Origin of the sequence: Empedobacter sp. GD03865 (assembly GCF_029840775.1) — a bacterium.
Classification (GTDB): domain Bacteria; phylum Bacteroidota; class Bacteroidia; order Flavobacteriales; family Weeksellaceae; genus Empedobacter; species Empedobacter falsenii_B.
Window position 1 is genome coordinate 55259 of sequence record NZ_JAOCDF010000005.1, and the last position, 13485, is coordinate 68743.

Consider the following 13485-nt stretch of genomic DNA (forward strand, 5'->3'; position numbering starts at 1 on the left):
ATAAAATATATTCTTAAGCGTTAACTAATTCTACTTTACCTCCTGCTTTCTCAATAGCCTCTTGAGCTGTTTGAGTGAATTTATCAGCAGTAACATTAACAGTAGCTTTTAACTCACCACGACCTAAGATTTTAACTAAGTCATTTTTGTGAGCTAATCCTAACTGAACTAATGTTTCTTTATTTAAAGTATCTGTAATTTTGTTGTTATCAACTAATTGTTGAATTGTGTCTAAATTGATTCCTGTGTATTCAACTCTGTTGATGTTTTTGAAACCAAATTTAGGTAAACGTCTTTGTAAAGGCATTTGTCCACCTTCGAAACCGATTTTTCTTGAATAACCAGAACGAGATTTAGCACCTTTGTGTCCACGACCTGCTGTCAAACCGTTTCCACTACCTTCACCTCTACCTTTACGGAATTTATTTTGTACTGAACCAGCAGCTGGTTTTAAATTACTTAAATTCATTTTTAATAATTTTTAAAAGGTTAAAAGCGATTAAGCTCTTTCTACTACTACTAAGTGTGAGATTTTACGGATCATTCCTTCAATTTGAGGAGTTGATTCGTGCTCAACAACTTGATTCAACTTTTTCAAACCTAAAGCAACTAATGTAGCTTTTTGAGATTTATCACGGTTGATTGCACTACGTGTTTGTTTTACTCTTACTTTGCTCATTTTACTTTTTTTTAACCGTTGAATACTTTAGTTACAGAAATACCTCTTTGACGAGCAATAGTTTCTACAGAACGTAAGCTTAATAAAGCACGGAATGTAGCTTTTACTGCGTTGTGAGGGTTAGAAGAACCTTTTGATTTTGATAATACATCATGTACACCAACTGATTCTAATACCGCACGTACTGTACCACCTGCAATTACCCCTGTACCTTTAGATGCTGGACGGATGAATACTTGCGCACCACCGAAACGAGCTTCTTGTTCGTGAGGAATTGTGTTGTTAAACAATGGGATACGTACTAAGTTTTTCTTAGCATCTTCGATAGCTTTAGCGATTGCAGAAGCTACATCTTTAGATTTCCCTAATCCGTAACCTACAACACCATTACCATCTCCTACTACAACAATAGCAGAGAATCCGAATGCTCTACCTCCTTTTGTTACTTTAGTAACACGTTGTACTCCAACTAAACGATCTTTTAAATCTAATCCTGTTGGTTTTACTCTTTCTACGTTTTTAAATCCTAACATAATTTCTTTCTCTTTTTTAGAATTTTAATCCACCTTCTCTAGCTCCTTCAGCTAAAGCTTTGATTCTACCATGATACACGAAACCGTTACGGTCAAAAACTACAGTTTCAATTCCTTTTGCGATAGCTTTTGCAGCTAAAGCTTTACCAACAGATGTAGATACTTCAGTTTTTGTACCTTCAGCAACACCTTTTTCACGAGATGATGCAGAAGCTAAAGTTACTCCATTGTTATCGTCAATAATTTGAGCGTAAATTTCTTTGTTAGAACGGTAAACTGATAAACGAGGTTTAGTTTCTGTTCCAAAAATATTTCGACGCACGCGTCTTTTTATTTTTTGTCTTTTTTCTATTTTAGATAATGCCATTTTTCAATGATTTTTATGCAGATTTACCTGCTTTTCTTCTAATAATTTCTCCTACGAATTTAATTCCTTTTCCTTTGTAAGGCTCTGGCTTACGGTAAGAACGAATTTTCGCTACGATCATTCCTAATAATTGATTATCATGAGATGATAATGTAATAATTGGGTTTTTACCTTTTTCTGTTAAAGTTTCAACTTTAATTTCTGTAGGTAATTCAATAACGATATTGTGAGAGAAACCTAATGACAAATCTAATTTTTGTCCGTTGTTAGATGCTCTATAACCAACACCAACTAATTCTAATTGTTTTTTGAAACCTTCTGTTACACCAGTAATCATGTTATTGATTAATGAACGGTATAAACCATGTAAAGCTTTGTTATCTTTAGAATCGTTTGGACGAACTACAGTTAAAACTCCGTCTTCGATCGTTACATCAAATCCTTCTTTTAACTCTCTTGTCATTGTAATGTTGCTACCTTTTACAGTAACTACGTTATCTTTAAATTCAACAGTTGCTGCAGCAGGGATGTTGATATGTGCGTGTCCTATTCTTGACATAATTTCTTAATTTTTTAAAAGATTAATAAACAAAACATAAAACTTCACCACCTACATTCTCTTGACGAGCTTGTTTATCTGTCATCACACCTTTAGAAGTTGAGATGATAGCAACACCTAAACCGTTTAATACACGAGGTAATTCTTTAGATCCTGCGTATTGACGTAAACCTGGAGTTGAAGCTCTTTTGATTTTACGGATAGCTGGCTCTTTAGTAACTTTGTCGTACTTTAAAGCGATTTTGATTGTTCCTTGAGGTTGATCTTGTCCTTCGAATTTGTAGTTCAAGATGTAACCTTGTTCAAATAAGATCTTAGTGATCTCTTTTTTAATTTTAGATGCAGGGATTTCCACTACTTTGTGTCCTGCCATCATTGCATTTCTAACGCGAGTTAGAAAATCTGAAATTGGATCTGTATACATAAATAATTCTATAGTATAGCGCGTAAGCACTACTTTTAAAATTAAACTTTTACCAAAATGCACTATGCATTTGGGTTGCAAATATATTGCATATTTTTTAATTACAAACTATTAATCTAAATAATTTATTTTTAATCGTTTTATAACTAGGGATTAAGACAAAACATGAAACTCAATCTTTATATTTATTTATCTTTTTAATCGATCTCAACAATTAATTCTTGATGTAATCTTCTATTTTTATTCTTAAAAAATAGCTGAAAGTCAAAACAATTTATATAAATTTGATTTGGCTTTAGGGGTATTCTGAAAAGAATTGAGAGAGTCCCTTTGAACCTGATACGGTTAACACCGACGTAGGGAAAAGCAATATCTATGCAATTATTTAATATTTGCAACGCTTTATTTTCAAAGAAAATCCTCTTTAGCCATTAATTGTTTCATCTAAAAAATTATCAATTAATGGAAAATCTAATTATTCAAAATTTACATGCTGTCCGGACAAAAAATCCGCTTGTTCACAACATCACCAATTTTGTGGTGATGAACAATACTGCAAATGCTCTTTTGGCAATTGGAGCATCGCCTGTTATGATACATGCACACAAAGAAGTGGAAAATATCGTCAAAATCTCAAATGCATTAGTCATCAATATCGGAACTCTTGATGATTATTGGGCAGAAAGCATGCTAATTGCAGCAAAAAAAGCAGATCAACTGAATAAACCTTGGGTATTAGACCCTGTTGGAGCTGGAATTTCAACTTTCAGAAATGAACTTATAAAAGAACTGCTTCGCTATCATCCTACTGTCATAAGAGGAAATGCTTCAGAAATTTTAACTTTAGATACCTTCGAAGCTGTTCAGGGAAAAGGAGTCGACAGTACACATCAAAGTAATCAAGCGATAAAAGCAGCACACAATTTAAACCAGAAAATTGGATCTGTTGTTTGCATTTCAGGTGCTTCAGATTTTATTGTATCCAACAATCCGATAATTGAAATTAAAAATGGTCATGAATTGATGACTAAAGTTACTGGTTTAGGTTGTTCAGCAACAGCTAGCATCGGTGCTTTTATTGGCCTTAATAAAAATCCTTTCCTCGAAACGGTTAGCGGCATGGCCATATTTAGTTTAGCAGGTGAATTGGCACAGAAAAAAAGTAATGGCCCAGGAACCTTACAAATGAATTTGTATGACACGTTATACCATATATCTGCAGAAGAAATTCAAACAAATTTGAAAATCTCAGTTTATGAAGATTAATCCAACTTTTCCTTATCCTTTGTATTTAGTTATTTCTGAAAAAGATTGTACGCATCTTCATTGGTTAGATGTTGCAGAGCAAGCAATTATAGGTGGGGTTGATATCATTCAGCTTCGGGAAAAAAATTGCACTGTCAGCGAGTATATTTCAAAAGCTACAATATTAAAAAAAATTACGGACCACTACAATATCCCTTTGATTATTAACGATTCATTAGAAGTCGCAACCGCTGTTAACCCTTGGGGAATACATGTCGGGCAGTCAGATATATTACCTTCTGAAATTCACAAAAATGCACAAGCTCTAAAAAATATTGGTTGGTCTTTAGAAATTATCAAACAGTTGAATGATGATGAAATGAAATATGTACATCATTTAGGGGTAAGTCCAATATTTTCGACTCCAACAAAAACCAATACGATTACTGAATGGGGTTTTGAAGGATTAAAATTTTTGAAAACTAAAACATCAAAACCATTGATTGCAATTGGCGGAATTAATGAAAGTAATATTGCTAAAATCATACAAGCCGGTGCAGATAGTGTTGCAATTGTTTCTGCAATTTGCGGAAGCAAAAATCCAAAAAAATCTGCCCAAATTTTAAAACAAATTATTAACGAAAATGAATACCATCCAAAAAGCATATAGTGTCTTAACAATTGCCGGATTTGACGGAAGCGGTGGCGCTGGCATACAAGCTGATACCAAAACAATTTCCGCTCATGGCTGTTATGCAACAAATGTATTGACAGCCTTGCCTGTTCAAAATACACAAGGCGTACAAAATATTTACGAAATTCCTGCACAAGCAATTCGTGAACAAATTCAATCCATATTAGAGGATATTTATCCTGATGCAATAAAAATTGGAATGGTTCATAGTGTTGAATTGGTTCATATCATTTCAGAGGAATTAAAAAATTACAATAGACCGATTGTTTATGACCCTGTCATGGTTGCGACAAGTGGACATCGGTTAATCAAAGAAGAAACACTTGAAGCTTGCATAGAAAAGCTTTTTCCTTTGGCCACGCTTATCACGCCAAATCTTGATGAAGCAAGTATTTTGGTAAATCATAAAATTGATTCTGCTGAATTGATGCTTTCTTATGGAGAAACGATTTTAAATTTAGGTTGTCAGAATCTTTTATTAAAAGGCGGACATCTTCAGCAAGAAAAAATTATCAGTTATTTATTTCAAAAAGAACAACCTGTACAAAGTTATACCTCTCAAAAAATAGAGACAAAAAATACGCATGGTTCAGGCTGCACATTATCTTCTGCAATTGCGTGTAATTTAGCTTTGGGGGTTTCACTCACAGAAAGTGTACAACTAGCACAAGAATATGTTGAACAAGCAATATTAGGAAGTAAAGACCTAACAATTGGAAAAGGAAATGGACCTCTTAATCATTTATTTAATCCACAAAAATTAAAAACCTATGACATTCACAACTAAAGCTTGGGAAACCATTGCCCCTATTTACAATGATATTCTAAATATGCCTTTTATAATTGAATTGCAAAATGGGTCATTACCAATAGAGAAATTTCAATTTTATATGTTACAAGATGCAAAATATTTGGAACATTTTGGGCGAGTATTAGCTGCCATTGGATCAAAATCTGAAGACAATCAACAAGCCATTGACTTTTTCGAATTCGGAAAAAATGCATTGATTGTTGAACGTGCTTTACACGAATCCTATTTTGAGGATTTTGGATTGTCGCAAAACATCACGATCGAAACACAACCTGTTTGTCACCATTATTCACATTTCTTAAAAAGTACAGCTGCATTCGAACCTATTGAAATTGCATTAGCGGCTGTCTTGCCTTGCTTTTGGATTTACAACGAAGTTGGTGATGAAATCATCAAAAATCAAACAAAAGAAAATAATCCATATCAAAAATGGATTGACACCTATAGTGGAGATGAATTTGGTGAAGGTGTAAAAAAAGCGAAAAGTTATGTTGATAAGATTGCAGAAGGAGCAACTGAAAAAATAAAAGAACAAATGCTAGAAGCTTTTGTCAAAGCAAGCGAATTAGAATTTCAGTTTTGGAATGCATCTTATGAAAATATCACATGGGAAAGAAAATAAATGCCATCTTTTTTGATTTTGATGGGGTAATCGTAAATAGTCAACAATTATGGGAGCTGATGTTTGATGAAGTCATTAAAATATATCGGTTGGATACGATATGTTTGGTAGAAAATGACGGAATGAATTTCACAACAAATGAAGCAATCCAATTGATGTTAGAAAATCAGCAACGCTTTACAAATCATTTGTACGAGGAAATAATCGATTGGACAGAAAAATTTTATGTCGAAAACTTTCATCAGTTTGTACAATTAAATGACCACGTTGCTGAGATGTTGGAACATTTAAAAGCCAATCAAATTCAAATTGTTCTTGTTTCCAATTCCTCTAGAAGACAAATTAAGTATGCTTTTCAACAATTAAAACTTCATTCCTATTTTGATCACACTATTTCAGCAGATGATGTTTCAAAAGGCAAACCAAATGCAGAACCTTATTTAAAAGCTTTATCATTATGCGAAAAGCAAAAGGAAGAAGTTTTAGTTATCGAAGATTCACTCACCGGAATTAATTCAGCAAAACATGCTGGTTTAAATTATAAAATTTACAACAATTCAGATTTTTGTCTTCAGCCAAATTACATAGCTGATTTTAGGGAATTGATCAAAGAAATATAAACCTTACAAAAACAAAAAAATCCTTACTCAATAAAGAGTAAGGATTTAATATTTCTAAAGCTATTGGTAAATTACCAAGACGCTTTTTTAACACCTGGGATTAACCCTTCGTTCGCCATTTCGCGGAAAGTTACACGAGAGATCCCGAAAGTTCTCATGTATCCTCTTGGACGACCTGTTAATTTACAACGGTTGTGTAAACGTACAGGAGAAGCGTTTTTAGGTAATTTTTGTAATGCTTCGTAGTCACCAGCTTCTAATAAAGCTTGACGTTTCGCAGCATATTTAGCAACTAATGCTTCTCTTTTGCGCTCACGCGCTTTCATTGATTCTTTAGCCATGACTTCTTATTTTTCTTTAGTAAATGGTAATCCGAATTTAGATAATAAAGCTTTAGCTTCTTTATCTGTGTTCGCTGAAGTTACAAAGGTAATATCTAAACCTTGAATTTTCTTGATTTTATCAATATTAATTTCTGGGAAGATAATTTGTTCTTTGATACCTAAGTTATAGTTACCTCTACCGTCGAAACCTGTAGAAGAAATACCGCTAAAATCACGTACACGTGGTAAAGCTGCAGATACTAAACGGTCTAAGAATTCATACATTTTCTCACCACGTAAAGTTACTTTAGCCCCAATTGGCATTCCTTTACGTAATTTGAAAGCTGCTTCATCTTTCTTAGAAATTGTTCCTACTGCTTTTTGACCAGTGATTAATTCTAACTCTTCGATAGCGTAATCAACGATTTTTTTGTCAGCTGTAGCAGCACCTAAACCTTGAGATAAAACAATTTTCTCTAATTTAGGAACTTGCATAATAGATTTGTATCCGAACTCTTCTTTAAGAGCAGCTACAATCTCTTCTTTATATTTAACCTGCGGACGAGGTGTGTATGTTGTTGTACTCATCTTAGATAGCTTTTCCTGATTTTTTAGCAATTCTTACTTTTTTCCCTCCTTCTTCTTTGATCGCTACTTTCGTTGCTTTCCCAGTTTCTGGATCTACTAAAGCCAATTTACATAAATAGATTTGAGCTTCTTTTTCAACAACTCCACCTTGTGGATTTTGTGCGCTTGGCTTTACACGTTTTTTTGCAATATTAACCCCTTCAACGATAGCTTTAGCTTTGTCAGGGAATACGCGTAACACAGTACCAGTTTGACCTTTGTTAGATCCTGATAATACGACTACTTTGTCTCCTTTTTTAATTTTTAACTTTGCCATGTTGTTCTATTATAATACCTCTGGGGCTAATGATACAATTTTCATATATTCTTTATCACGTAACTCACGAGCAACTGGACCGAATACACGAGTACCACGCATTTCTCCTTGAGTGTTCAATAATACACATGCATTATCGTCGAAACGGATATATGAACCGTCTTTTCTACGAACTTCTTTTTTAGTTCTAACTACAACAGCTTTTGATACAGCACCTTTTTTAACGTTTCCTGAAGGTGTAGCTTCTTTGATCGCAACTACGATTTTGTCACCTACTGATGCGTATCTTCTTTTAGTACCACCTAAAACGCGGATTACTAATGCTTCACGAGCTCCTGTGTTATCTGCAACTTTTAATCTAGATTCTTGTTGTAACATAACTTATCTTATTTAGCTCTTTCAATGATTTCTACTAATCTCCATCTTTTGTTTTTAGACAAAGGACGAGTCTCCATGATACGCACTGTGTCACCTTCGTTACACTCGTTATTTTCGTCGTGCGCTGTATATTTCTTCGTTTTTAAAACGAATTTCCCATAGAATGGGTGCTTTTGCTTCTTAGTTTCAGCTACAACAATGGTTTTTTCCATTTTGTTTGATGTAACTAAACCTACTCTTTCTTTTCTTAATTTTCTTTCCATCAGTTACAGATTACTGTTATGATTGTTTTTCGTTTAACACGGTATTCAAACGAGCAATTGTTCTGCGTAAGTCTCTAATACCGATTGGATTTGCTACAGGAGAAACAGCGTTTGTCAATTTTAATTGATCGTAGTTCGCTTGTTCTTCAGCTATTTTAGCTTGTAACTCCTCAACACTTAGATTTCTAATATCTGCTGCTTTCATTTTTTCTTAATTTTTGAAATTATTAATTTTGGAAATCACGTGCAACGATAAACTTAGTCTTAACAGGTAACTTCTGAGCTGCTAAACGCAATGCTTCAGTTGCAACCTCTACTGGCACACCTCCTACTTCGAATAAGATACGACCTGGTTGTACAGGAGCTACCCAATATTCTGGTGCACCTTTACCTTTACCCATACGTACCTCTGCTGGTTTCTTAGTAATTGGTTTATCTGGAAATATTTTAATCCATAATTGACCCTCTCTCTTCATGAAACGAGTTGCAGCAATACGAGCTGCCTCGATTTGACGTGCTGTAATAAACGCTTCGTCTAAAGATTTGATCCCGAAAGTCCCGTAAGCTAATTGAGTTCCTCTGTGAGAAACACCTTTCATCTTACCTTTTTGGGTTTTTCTAAACTTTACTCTTCTCGGTGATAACATATCTACTTAATTCTTTATGTTAGTTGTTAAACTAAATTATCGCTTTCTATTATTAGATCTTTCACCTCCCTTTCTGTTGTTGTCAGATTTTTTTTGTTTTTTCTGTAATCCAACTAAAGGAGATAATTCTCTCTTACCATATACCTCACCTTTCATGATCCATACTTTGATCCCTAAACGACCATAAGTTGTATGAGCTTCTGAAATGTGGTAATCAATGTCTGCACGGAATGTAGACAAAGGAATACGTCCATCTTTATAAGTTTCAGAACGTGCCATCTCTGCACCGTTTAAACGACCAGAGATTTGAACTTTGATTCCTTCTGCGTTCATTCTCATTGCTGATTGAATTGCCATTTTAATAGCACGACGGTAAGAAATACGATTCTCAATTTGACGAGCGATACTATCCCCTACTAAGATTGCATCTAATTCTGGTCTCTTAATTTCGAAGATGTTAATTTGAACCTCTTTACCAGTGATTTTCTTTAACTCTTCTTTTAATTTGTCAACTTCTTGTCCACCTTTACCAATAATGATACCTGGACGAGCAGTAGTTACAGTTACTGTAACTAATTTTAAAGTACGATCGATGTAAATACGAGAAACTCCGGCTTTAGACAAACGTGCTCTTAAATAAGTACGAATTTTTGCATCTTCTGCAATTTTATCACCGTAATCATTTCCACCGTACCAGTTAGAATCCCATCCTCTGATGATTCCTAAACGATTTCCGATTGGATTAGTTTTTTGTCCCATATTCTTAATCTTGTACTTTTTGTTTATCTTCTTTAGTTCCTAAAACCAAAGTTACATGGTTTGAACGTTTTCTGATTCTATGTGCTCTACCTTGAGGTGCAGTACGAATTCTTTTTAATTGACGTGCACTATCAACAGAGATTTCTTTAACATATAATCCAGCTTCTTCAACATCAGCTCCTTCATTTTTGATTTGCCAGTTAGCGATAGCGCTTAATAACAATTTCTCTAAACGGATTGAAGCGTGGTTTTTAGTATATTTTAAAATACCTAAAGCTTTTTGAATTTCAACTCCACGGATAATATCTACTACTAATCTCATCTTACGAGGAGAAGTAGGAACATTATTTAATTTCGCAAAAGCTACCTGCTTGTTAGCTTCTTTGATTCTTTCGTTACTTAATCTTTTTCTAGATCCCATGGCCCTTTACTATTTTTTTCCTTTGTTTTTAGCTCCGGCATGACCTCTAAAAGTACGTGTAGGAGCGAACTCACCTAATTTATGACCTACCATATTCTCAGTAACATAAACAGGAATAAATTGCTTTCCGTTGTGTACTGCGATTGTTTGACCAACAAAATCAGGAGAAATCATTGATGCTCTTGACCATGTTTTGATCACGTTTTTGCTACCGCTTTCTACGTTAGCAAGAACTTTCTTTTCTAATTTATAGTGGATGAATGGTCCTTTTTTTAATGAACGTGCCATAAATTATTTTTTTCTTCTTTCAACAATATATTTGTTAGACGCTTTCTTCTTGTCACGAGTTTTGTAACCTTTCGCTGGAATACCGTTACGAGAACGAGGGATACCTCCTGTCGCACGACCTTCACCACCACCCATTGGGTGATCTACAGGGTTCATAACCATTGGACGAGTTCTTGGACGACGACCTTGCCATCTAGAACGACCAGCTTTACCAGAAACTTCTAACTGATGGTCTGTGTTAGAAACAACACCTACTGTTGCTTTACACTCCACTAAAATCATTCTTGATTCACCACTTGGTAACTTAACGATAGCATATTTACCATCACGCGCAACTAATTGAGCATAAGTACCTGCACTTCTTGCCATAACTGCTCCTTGCCCTGGACGTAATTCAATACAAGAGATTACTGTACCTAATGGCATATTTTTAAGCTTCATAGCATTACCTACTTCTGGTTCTACGTTTTCACCTGAAACAATTACTTGTCCAGCTTTCAAACCATTTTGAGCAATAATGTAACGTTTTTCACCATCTTCGTAAGATAATAAAGCGATGAATGCAGTTCTGTTTGGATCGTATTGTACAGATTCTACAGTTGCAGCACCTTCTTTATCACGTTTGAAGTCGATGATACGATATTTTTGTTTGTGTCCACCACCGATATAACGCATTGTCATTTTACCAGTGTTGTTACGTCCACCCGATTTAGATTTTCCTTCAACTAATGTCTTTTCTGGCTTAGCATTTTTATCTACTGCCGCAAATTCATTAACCACTCTAAAACGTTGTCCCGGGGTGATAGGTTTTAATTTTCTTACTGACATTTTTTAATTCTTAAATTATCCGAACAACTCTATTTCTTGACCTTCAGCTAAGCTAACGATCGCTTTTTTCAACTTATTTGTTTTTCCAGTTTGAAAACCTGTTTTTGTGTAACGAGTTTTTACTTTTGGAGCAGATACTAAAGTACTAACAGAAACTACAGATACACCGTAAGTTTTTTCTACAGCTTCTTTAATTTGAATTTTGTTAGCTTTTGTGTCTACATAAAACGAATATTGCCCTAACAACTCACTGTTATTAGTTGCTTTTTCTGAAATTACTGGTTTAATTATGATTCCCATTTTCTTCGTCTTATTTTGTTAAATTTTCTTGAACTGTTGCTAAAGAACCTTCTAAAAATACGATTTGAGAAGCATTGATTAAATCAAATACATTTAATTCCTCAGTTGTAACAACTTTAACTTTTTGTAAGTTACGAGAAGATAAATATACATTGCTATTAGATTCACCTAATACGAATAATGATTTTGTGTTCTCTAATCCTAAATCAGTTAAAACAGTTTTGAACTCTTTAGTTCTTGGAGCTTCGAAAGAAAAGTTTTCAACAACTTTGATTTCATTCTCAGCTAACTTTTGTGATAAAACTGATTTTTTAGCTAATCTCTTTTGTGCTTTGTTTAATTTGAAAGAGTAGTTTCTTGGACGTGGTCCGAAAACTCTACCTCCTCCTCTAAACACTGGAGATTTGATAGAACCAGCACGAGCTGTACCTGTTCCTTTTTGCTTTTTGATTTTACGAGTTGATCCCGCAATCTCAGCTCTTTCTTTTGCTTTGTGCGTTCCTTGGCGTTGAGCTGCTAAATATTGTTTAACTTCTAAGTACACTGTGTGTGTAGAAGGCTCAATTCCGAAAACTGCCTCGTCTAAAGATACTGTTCTTCCAGTTTCTTGACCTTTGATGTTTAATACTACTACTTCCATCTTCTAACGATTACGTATGAATTTTTAGGACCTGGGATAGCACCTTTAACAATTAAAAGATTTTTCTCAGTATCCACTTTAAGTACTTTTAAGTTCTGAACAGTAACTTGTTTACCACCCATTCTTCCAGCCATACGCATTCCTTTGAATACACGAGATGGATCTGAACCAGCACCGATAGAACCTGGAGCTCTTAAACGGTTATGTTGACCGTGTGTAGCTTGACCTACCCCACCGAAACCATGACGTTTAACAACACCTTGGAAACCTTTTCCTTTTGAAGTACCTGTAATACTTACAAATTCTCCTTCGTTGAATAATTCAACGTTAACTTCTCCTCCTAGAGTTAAAGAGTTCACGAATTCTTCACCGTAAAACTCAACTAACTTTCTCTTTGGAGTAGTTCCTGCTTTTTTAAAGTGACCTTTTAAAGCATTAGTCGTGTTTTTTTCTTTTGCGTCATCGAAACCAAGTTGAGCAGCAACGTACCCATCTTTCTCTACGGTTCTGACTTGAGTAACCACACATGGCCCAGCCTCTACGATTGTCACAGGAATATTTTTCCCGTTCTCATCAAATAAGCTAGTCATCGCGATTTTTTTACCAATGATACCTGACATTTGATTAAAATATGTTAATAATTTGTTTAATATTTCAGAGAATGTGGACTTTCGACCACTAGAGATCTTCTCTAAAATTAGCATGCAAATGTATGAATTAATTTGTAAACAACAAACTTTCAATTGATTATTTTTCAAAAGTTTACAAACAGCGAAAAATATCAATCAAAGCATTCTTACAGTAATTCATAAAAAAACCCTGAGATGTGCACGTCTCAGGGTTTATATTTATTTAAAATACAGCTAACTATACTTTAATTTCTACTTCAACACCACTAGGTAATTCTAACTTCATTAAAGCATCAACTGTTTTAGATGAAGAAGAATAAATGTCTAATAATCTTTTGTGAGCTGATAATTGAAATTGCTCGCGAGATTTTTTGTTAACGTGTGGAGATCTTAAAACTGTAAAGATTCTTTTGTGAGTTGGTAATGGAATTGGTCCATTAACAACAGCTCCTGTAGCTTTTACAGTTTTTACGATTTTTTCAGCTGATTTATCAACTAAAGAATAATCGTAAGATTTTAATTTTATTCTAATTTTTTGACTCATTTTTCTT

General features: G+C 34.3%; 26 protein-coding genes and 1 riboswitch. Of the genes, 5 read left to right on the top strand and 21 right to left on the bottom strand.

Going from position 1 to position 13485, the window contains the following annotated elements:
* Positions 1–13 precede the first annotated feature (13 nt).
* From rplO to rpsH, 6 genes are read right to left on the bottom strand one after another with little or no spacing between them, the layout of a single operon-like run.
* Positions 14–469, bottom strand: coding sequence for a 50S ribosomal protein L15 (gene rplO / locus N5D46_RS03230; RefSeq protein ID WP_038335541.1), 456 nt, complete (start codon positions 467–469; stop codon positions 14–16).
* A 30-nt stretch (positions 470–499) separates the two neighbouring features.
* Positions 500–679 carry a 50S ribosomal protein L30 gene (rpmD, locus tag N5D46_RS03235; RefSeq protein ID WP_038335538.1) on the bottom strand — a complete coding sequence of 60 codons (180 nt, stop codon included), beginning with the start codon at positions 677–679 and terminating at the stop codon, positions 500–502.
* 11 nt (positions 680–690) lie between these two features.
* Positions 691–1215 (bottom strand): 30S ribosomal protein S5, encoded by a 525-nt coding sequence (gene rpsE / locus N5D46_RS03240; protein WP_280037223.1) that lies wholly within the window; start codon positions 1213–1215, stop codon positions 691–693.
* A gap of 13 nt (positions 1216–1228) precedes the next feature.
* The gene (gene rplR / locus N5D46_RS03245) at positions 1229–1579 is read right to left on the bottom strand and encodes a 50S ribosomal protein L18 (protein WP_280049168.1); all 351 of its coding nucleotides are present in this window, start codon (positions 1577–1579) and stop codon (positions 1229–1231) included.
* A gap of 13 nt (positions 1580–1592) precedes the next feature.
* Positions 1593–2138: a 50S ribosomal protein L6 gene (rplF, locus tag N5D46_RS03250; RefSeq protein WP_038335531.1), complete on the bottom strand. Its 546-nt coding sequence runs from the start codon at positions 2136–2138 to the stop codon at positions 1593–1595.
* A 22-nt stretch (positions 2139–2160) separates the two neighbouring features.
* A complete protein-coding gene (gene rpsH, locus N5D46_RS03255; protein WP_019974187.1) occupies positions 2161–2562 on the bottom strand; it encodes a 30S ribosomal protein S8 in 402 nt (133 codons plus the stop codon).
* Between the two features lie 287 nt (positions 2563–2849).
* A riboswitch (TPP riboswitch) is annotated at positions 2850–2942 on the top strand.
* An 82-nt stretch (positions 2943–3024) separates the two neighbouring features.
* Between rpsH and thiM the strand changes: the two genes are divergently transcribed.
* The 5 genes from thiM to N5D46_RS03280 are packed head-to-tail and all read left to right on the top strand — an operon-like array spanning position 3025 to position 6554.
* Positions 3025–3828: a hydroxyethylthiazole kinase gene (gene thiM, locus N5D46_RS03260; RefSeq protein ID WP_038335529.1), complete on the top strand. Its 804-nt coding sequence runs from the start codon at positions 3025–3027 to the stop codon at positions 3826–3828.
* A complete protein-coding gene (thiE, locus tag N5D46_RS03265; protein ID WP_038335526.1) occupies positions 3818–4477 on the top strand; it encodes a thiamine phosphate synthase in 660 nt (219 codons plus the stop codon). Before thiM ends, thiE begins: the two co-directional genes overlap by 11 nt.
* Entirely contained in the window at positions 4452–5288 is an 837-nt protein-coding gene (thiD, locus tag N5D46_RS03270) for a bifunctional hydroxymethylpyrimidine kinase/phosphomethylpyrimidine kinase (protein WP_280049169.1), read from the top strand. Before thiE ends, thiD begins: the two co-directional genes overlap by 26 nt.
* Entirely contained in the window at positions 5272–5934 is a 663-nt protein-coding gene (gene tenA / locus N5D46_RS03275; protein WP_280049170.1) for a thiaminase II, read from the top strand. Before thiD ends, tenA begins: the two co-directional genes overlap by 17 nt.
* A complete protein-coding gene (locus N5D46_RS03280; protein ID WP_280049171.1) occupies positions 5919–6554 on the top strand; it encodes an HAD family phosphatase in 636 nt (211 codons plus the stop codon). Before tenA ends, N5D46_RS03280 begins: the two co-directional genes overlap by 16 nt.
* A gap of 71 nt (positions 6555–6625) precedes the next feature.
* Here N5D46_RS03280 and rpsN read toward each other — a convergent pair whose 3' ends face one another.
* The 15 genes from rpsN to rpsJ form a co-directional block, all read right to left on the bottom strand.
* Positions 6626–6895 (bottom strand): 30S ribosomal protein S14, encoded by a 270-nt coding sequence (rpsN, locus tag N5D46_RS03285; protein WP_019974193.1) that lies wholly within the window; start codon positions 6893–6895, stop codon positions 6626–6628.
* A 6-nt stretch (positions 6896–6901) separates the two neighbouring features.
* Positions 6902–7465 carry a 50S ribosomal protein L5 gene (rplE, locus tag N5D46_RS03290; RefSeq protein ID WP_038335516.1) on the bottom strand — a complete coding sequence of 188 codons (564 nt, stop codon included), beginning with the start codon at positions 7463–7465 and terminating at the stop codon, positions 6902–6904.
* Between the two features lies 1 nt (position 7466).
* Entirely contained in the window at positions 7467–7781 is a 315-nt protein-coding gene (gene rplX / locus N5D46_RS03295; protein WP_038335509.1) for a 50S ribosomal protein L24, read from the bottom strand.
* A 9-nt stretch (positions 7782–7790) separates the two neighbouring features.
* A complete protein-coding gene (rplN, locus tag N5D46_RS03300; RefSeq protein WP_019974196.1) occupies positions 7791–8159 on the bottom strand; it encodes a 50S ribosomal protein L14 in 369 nt (122 codons plus the stop codon).
* Between the two features lie 8 nt (positions 8160–8167).
* Positions 8168–8422, bottom strand: a complete 255-nt coding sequence (gene rpsQ / locus N5D46_RS03305; RefSeq protein WP_019974197.1) for a 30S ribosomal protein S17 — start codon at positions 8420–8422, stop codon at positions 8168–8170.
* Positions 8423–8438: 16 nt separating this feature from the next.
* The gene (gene rpmC / locus N5D46_RS03310; RefSeq protein ID WP_038335494.1) at positions 8439–8627 is read right to left on the bottom strand and encodes a 50S ribosomal protein L29; all 189 of its coding nucleotides are present in this window, start codon (positions 8625–8627) and stop codon (positions 8439–8441) included.
* Between the two features lie 22 nt (positions 8628–8649).
* Complete coding sequence (rplP, locus tag N5D46_RS03315) at positions 8650–9069, bottom strand: 50S ribosomal protein L16 (protein WP_038335490.1); 420 nt, start codon at positions 9067–9069, stop codon at positions 8650–8652.
* A 36-nt stretch (positions 9070–9105) separates the two neighbouring features.
* Positions 9106–9828, bottom strand: coding sequence for a 30S ribosomal protein S3 (gene rpsC, locus N5D46_RS03320; protein WP_019974200.1), 723 nt, complete (start codon positions 9826–9828; stop codon positions 9106–9108).
* 4 nt (positions 9829–9832) lie between these two features.
* Complete coding sequence (rplV, locus tag N5D46_RS03325; RefSeq protein WP_019974201.1) at positions 9833–10249, bottom strand: 50S ribosomal protein L22; 417 nt, start codon at positions 10247–10249, stop codon at positions 9833–9835.
* A gap of 9 nt (positions 10250–10258) precedes the next feature.
* Positions 10259–10537 carry a 30S ribosomal protein S19 gene (gene rpsS / locus N5D46_RS03330; protein WP_019974202.1) on the bottom strand — a complete coding sequence of 93 codons (279 nt, stop codon included), beginning with the start codon at positions 10535–10537 and terminating at the stop codon, positions 10259–10261.
* 3 nt (positions 10538–10540) lie between these two features.
* Entirely contained in the window at positions 10541–11365 is an 825-nt protein-coding gene (gene rplB, locus N5D46_RS03335) for a 50S ribosomal protein L2 (protein ID WP_038335472.1), read from the bottom strand.
* Positions 11366–11380: 15 nt separating this feature from the next.
* On the bottom strand, positions 11381–11665 hold the full coding sequence (rplW, locus tag N5D46_RS03340; protein ID WP_038335466.1) for a 50S ribosomal protein L23: 285 nt from the start codon (positions 11663–11665) through the stop codon (positions 11381–11383).
* Between the two features lie 10 nt (positions 11666–11675).
* The gene (gene rplD / locus N5D46_RS03345; protein WP_038335460.1) at positions 11676–12305 is read right to left on the bottom strand and encodes a 50S ribosomal protein L4; all 630 of its coding nucleotides are present in this window, start codon (positions 12303–12305) and stop codon (positions 11676–11678) included.
* Positions 12296–12925 carry a 50S ribosomal protein L3 gene (gene rplC / locus N5D46_RS03350; RefSeq protein WP_038335606.1) on the bottom strand — a complete coding sequence of 210 codons (630 nt, stop codon included), beginning with the start codon at positions 12923–12925 and terminating at the stop codon, positions 12296–12298. Before rplC ends, rplD begins: the two co-directional genes overlap by 10 nt.
* Before the next feature lie 247 nt (positions 12926–13172).
* Complete coding sequence (gene rpsJ / locus N5D46_RS03355; RefSeq protein WP_019974208.1) at positions 13173–13478, bottom strand: 30S ribosomal protein S10; 306 nt, start codon at positions 13476–13478, stop codon at positions 13173–13175.
* Between the last annotated feature and the right edge of the window lie 7 nt (positions 13479–13485).

Bases quoted from the DNA above. Each gene is read 5' to 3' on its own strand.
- thiE (WP_038335526.1), top strand. From the start codon at position 3,818: ATGAAGATTAATCCAACTTTTCCTTATCCTTTGTATTTAGTTATTTCT.
- rplW (WP_038335466.1), bottom strand. From the start codon at position 11,665: ATGGGAATCATAATTAAACCAGTAATTTCAGAAAAAGCAACTAATAAC.
- tenA (WP_280049170.1), top strand. From the start codon at position 5,272: ATGACATTCACAACTAAAGCTTGGGAAACCATTGCCCCTATTTACAAT.
- rplC (WP_038335606.1), bottom strand. From the start codon at position 12,925: ATGTCAGGTATCATTGGTAAAAAAATCGCGATGACTAGCTTATTTGAT.
- rplO (WP_038335541.1), bottom strand. From the start codon at position 469: ATGAATTTAAGTAATTTAAAACCAGCTGCTGGTTCAGTACAAAATAAA.
- rpsH (WP_019974187.1), bottom strand. From the start codon at position 2,562: ATGTATACAGATCCAATTTCAGATTTTCTAACTCGCGTTAGAAATGCA.
- thiD (WP_280049169.1), top strand. From the start codon at position 4,452: ATGAATACCATCCAAAAAGCATATAGTGTCTTAACAATTGCCGGATTT.
- N5D46_RS03280 (WP_280049171.1), top strand. From the start codon at position 5,919: ATGGGAAAGAAAATAAATGCCATCTTTTTTGATTTTGATGGGGTAATC.
- rplD (WP_038335460.1), bottom strand. From the start codon at position 12,305: ATGGAAGTAGTAGTATTAAACATCAAAGGTCAAGAAACTGGAAGAACA.
- rpmD (WP_038335538.1), bottom strand. From the start codon at position 679: ATGAGCAAAGTAAGAGTAAAACAAACACGTAGTGCAATCAACCGTGAT.
- rpsQ (WP_019974197.1), bottom strand. From the start codon at position 8,422: ATGGAAAGAAAATTAAGAAAAGAAAGAGTAGGTTTAGTTACATCAAAC.
- rpsS (WP_019974202.1), bottom strand. From the start codon at position 10,537: ATGGCACGTTCATTAAAAAAAGGACCATTCATCCACTATAAATTAGAA.
- rplV (WP_019974201.1), bottom strand. From the start codon at position 10,249: ATGGGATCTAGAAAAAGATTAAGTAACGAAAGAATCAAAGAAGCTAAC.
- rpsJ (WP_019974208.1), bottom strand. From the start codon at position 13,478: ATGAGTCAAAAAATTAGAATAAAATTAAAATCTTACGATTATTCTTTA.
- rplX (WP_038335509.1), bottom strand. From the start codon at position 7,781: ATGGCAAAGTTAAAAATTAAAAAAGGAGACAAAGTAGTCGTATTATCA.
- rpsN (WP_019974193.1), bottom strand. From the start codon at position 6,895: ATGGCTAAAGAATCAATGAAAGCGCGTGAGCGCAAAAGAGAAGCATTA.
- thiM (WP_038335529.1), top strand. From the start codon at position 3,025: ATGGAAAATCTAATTATTCAAAATTTACATGCTGTCCGGACAAAAAAT.
- rplB (WP_038335472.1), bottom strand. From the start codon at position 11,365: ATGTCAGTAAGAAAATTAAAACCTATCACCCCGGGACAACGTTTTAGA.
- rplR (WP_280049168.1), bottom strand. From the start codon at position 1,579: ATGGCATTATCTAAAATAGAAAAAAGACAAAAAATAAAAAGACGCGTG.
- rplN (WP_019974196.1), bottom strand. From the start codon at position 8,159: ATGTTACAACAAGAATCTAGATTAAAAGTTGCAGATAACACAGGAGCT.
- rpmC (WP_038335494.1), bottom strand. From the start codon at position 8,627: ATGAAAGCAGCAGATATTAGAAATCTAAGTGTTGAGGAGTTACAAGCT.
- rplE (WP_038335516.1), bottom strand. From the start codon at position 7,465: ATGAGTACAACAACATACACACCTCGTCCGCAGGTTAAATATAAAGAA.
- rpsC (WP_019974200.1), bottom strand. From the start codon at position 9,828: ATGGGACAAAAAACTAATCCAATCGGAAATCGTTTAGGAATCATCAGA.
- rplF (WP_038335531.1), bottom strand. From the start codon at position 2,138: ATGTCAAGAATAGGACACGCACATATCAACATCCCTGCTGCAGCAACT.
- rplP (WP_038335490.1), bottom strand. From the start codon at position 9,069: ATGTTATCACCGAGAAGAGTAAAGTTTAGAAAAACCCAAAAAGGTAAG.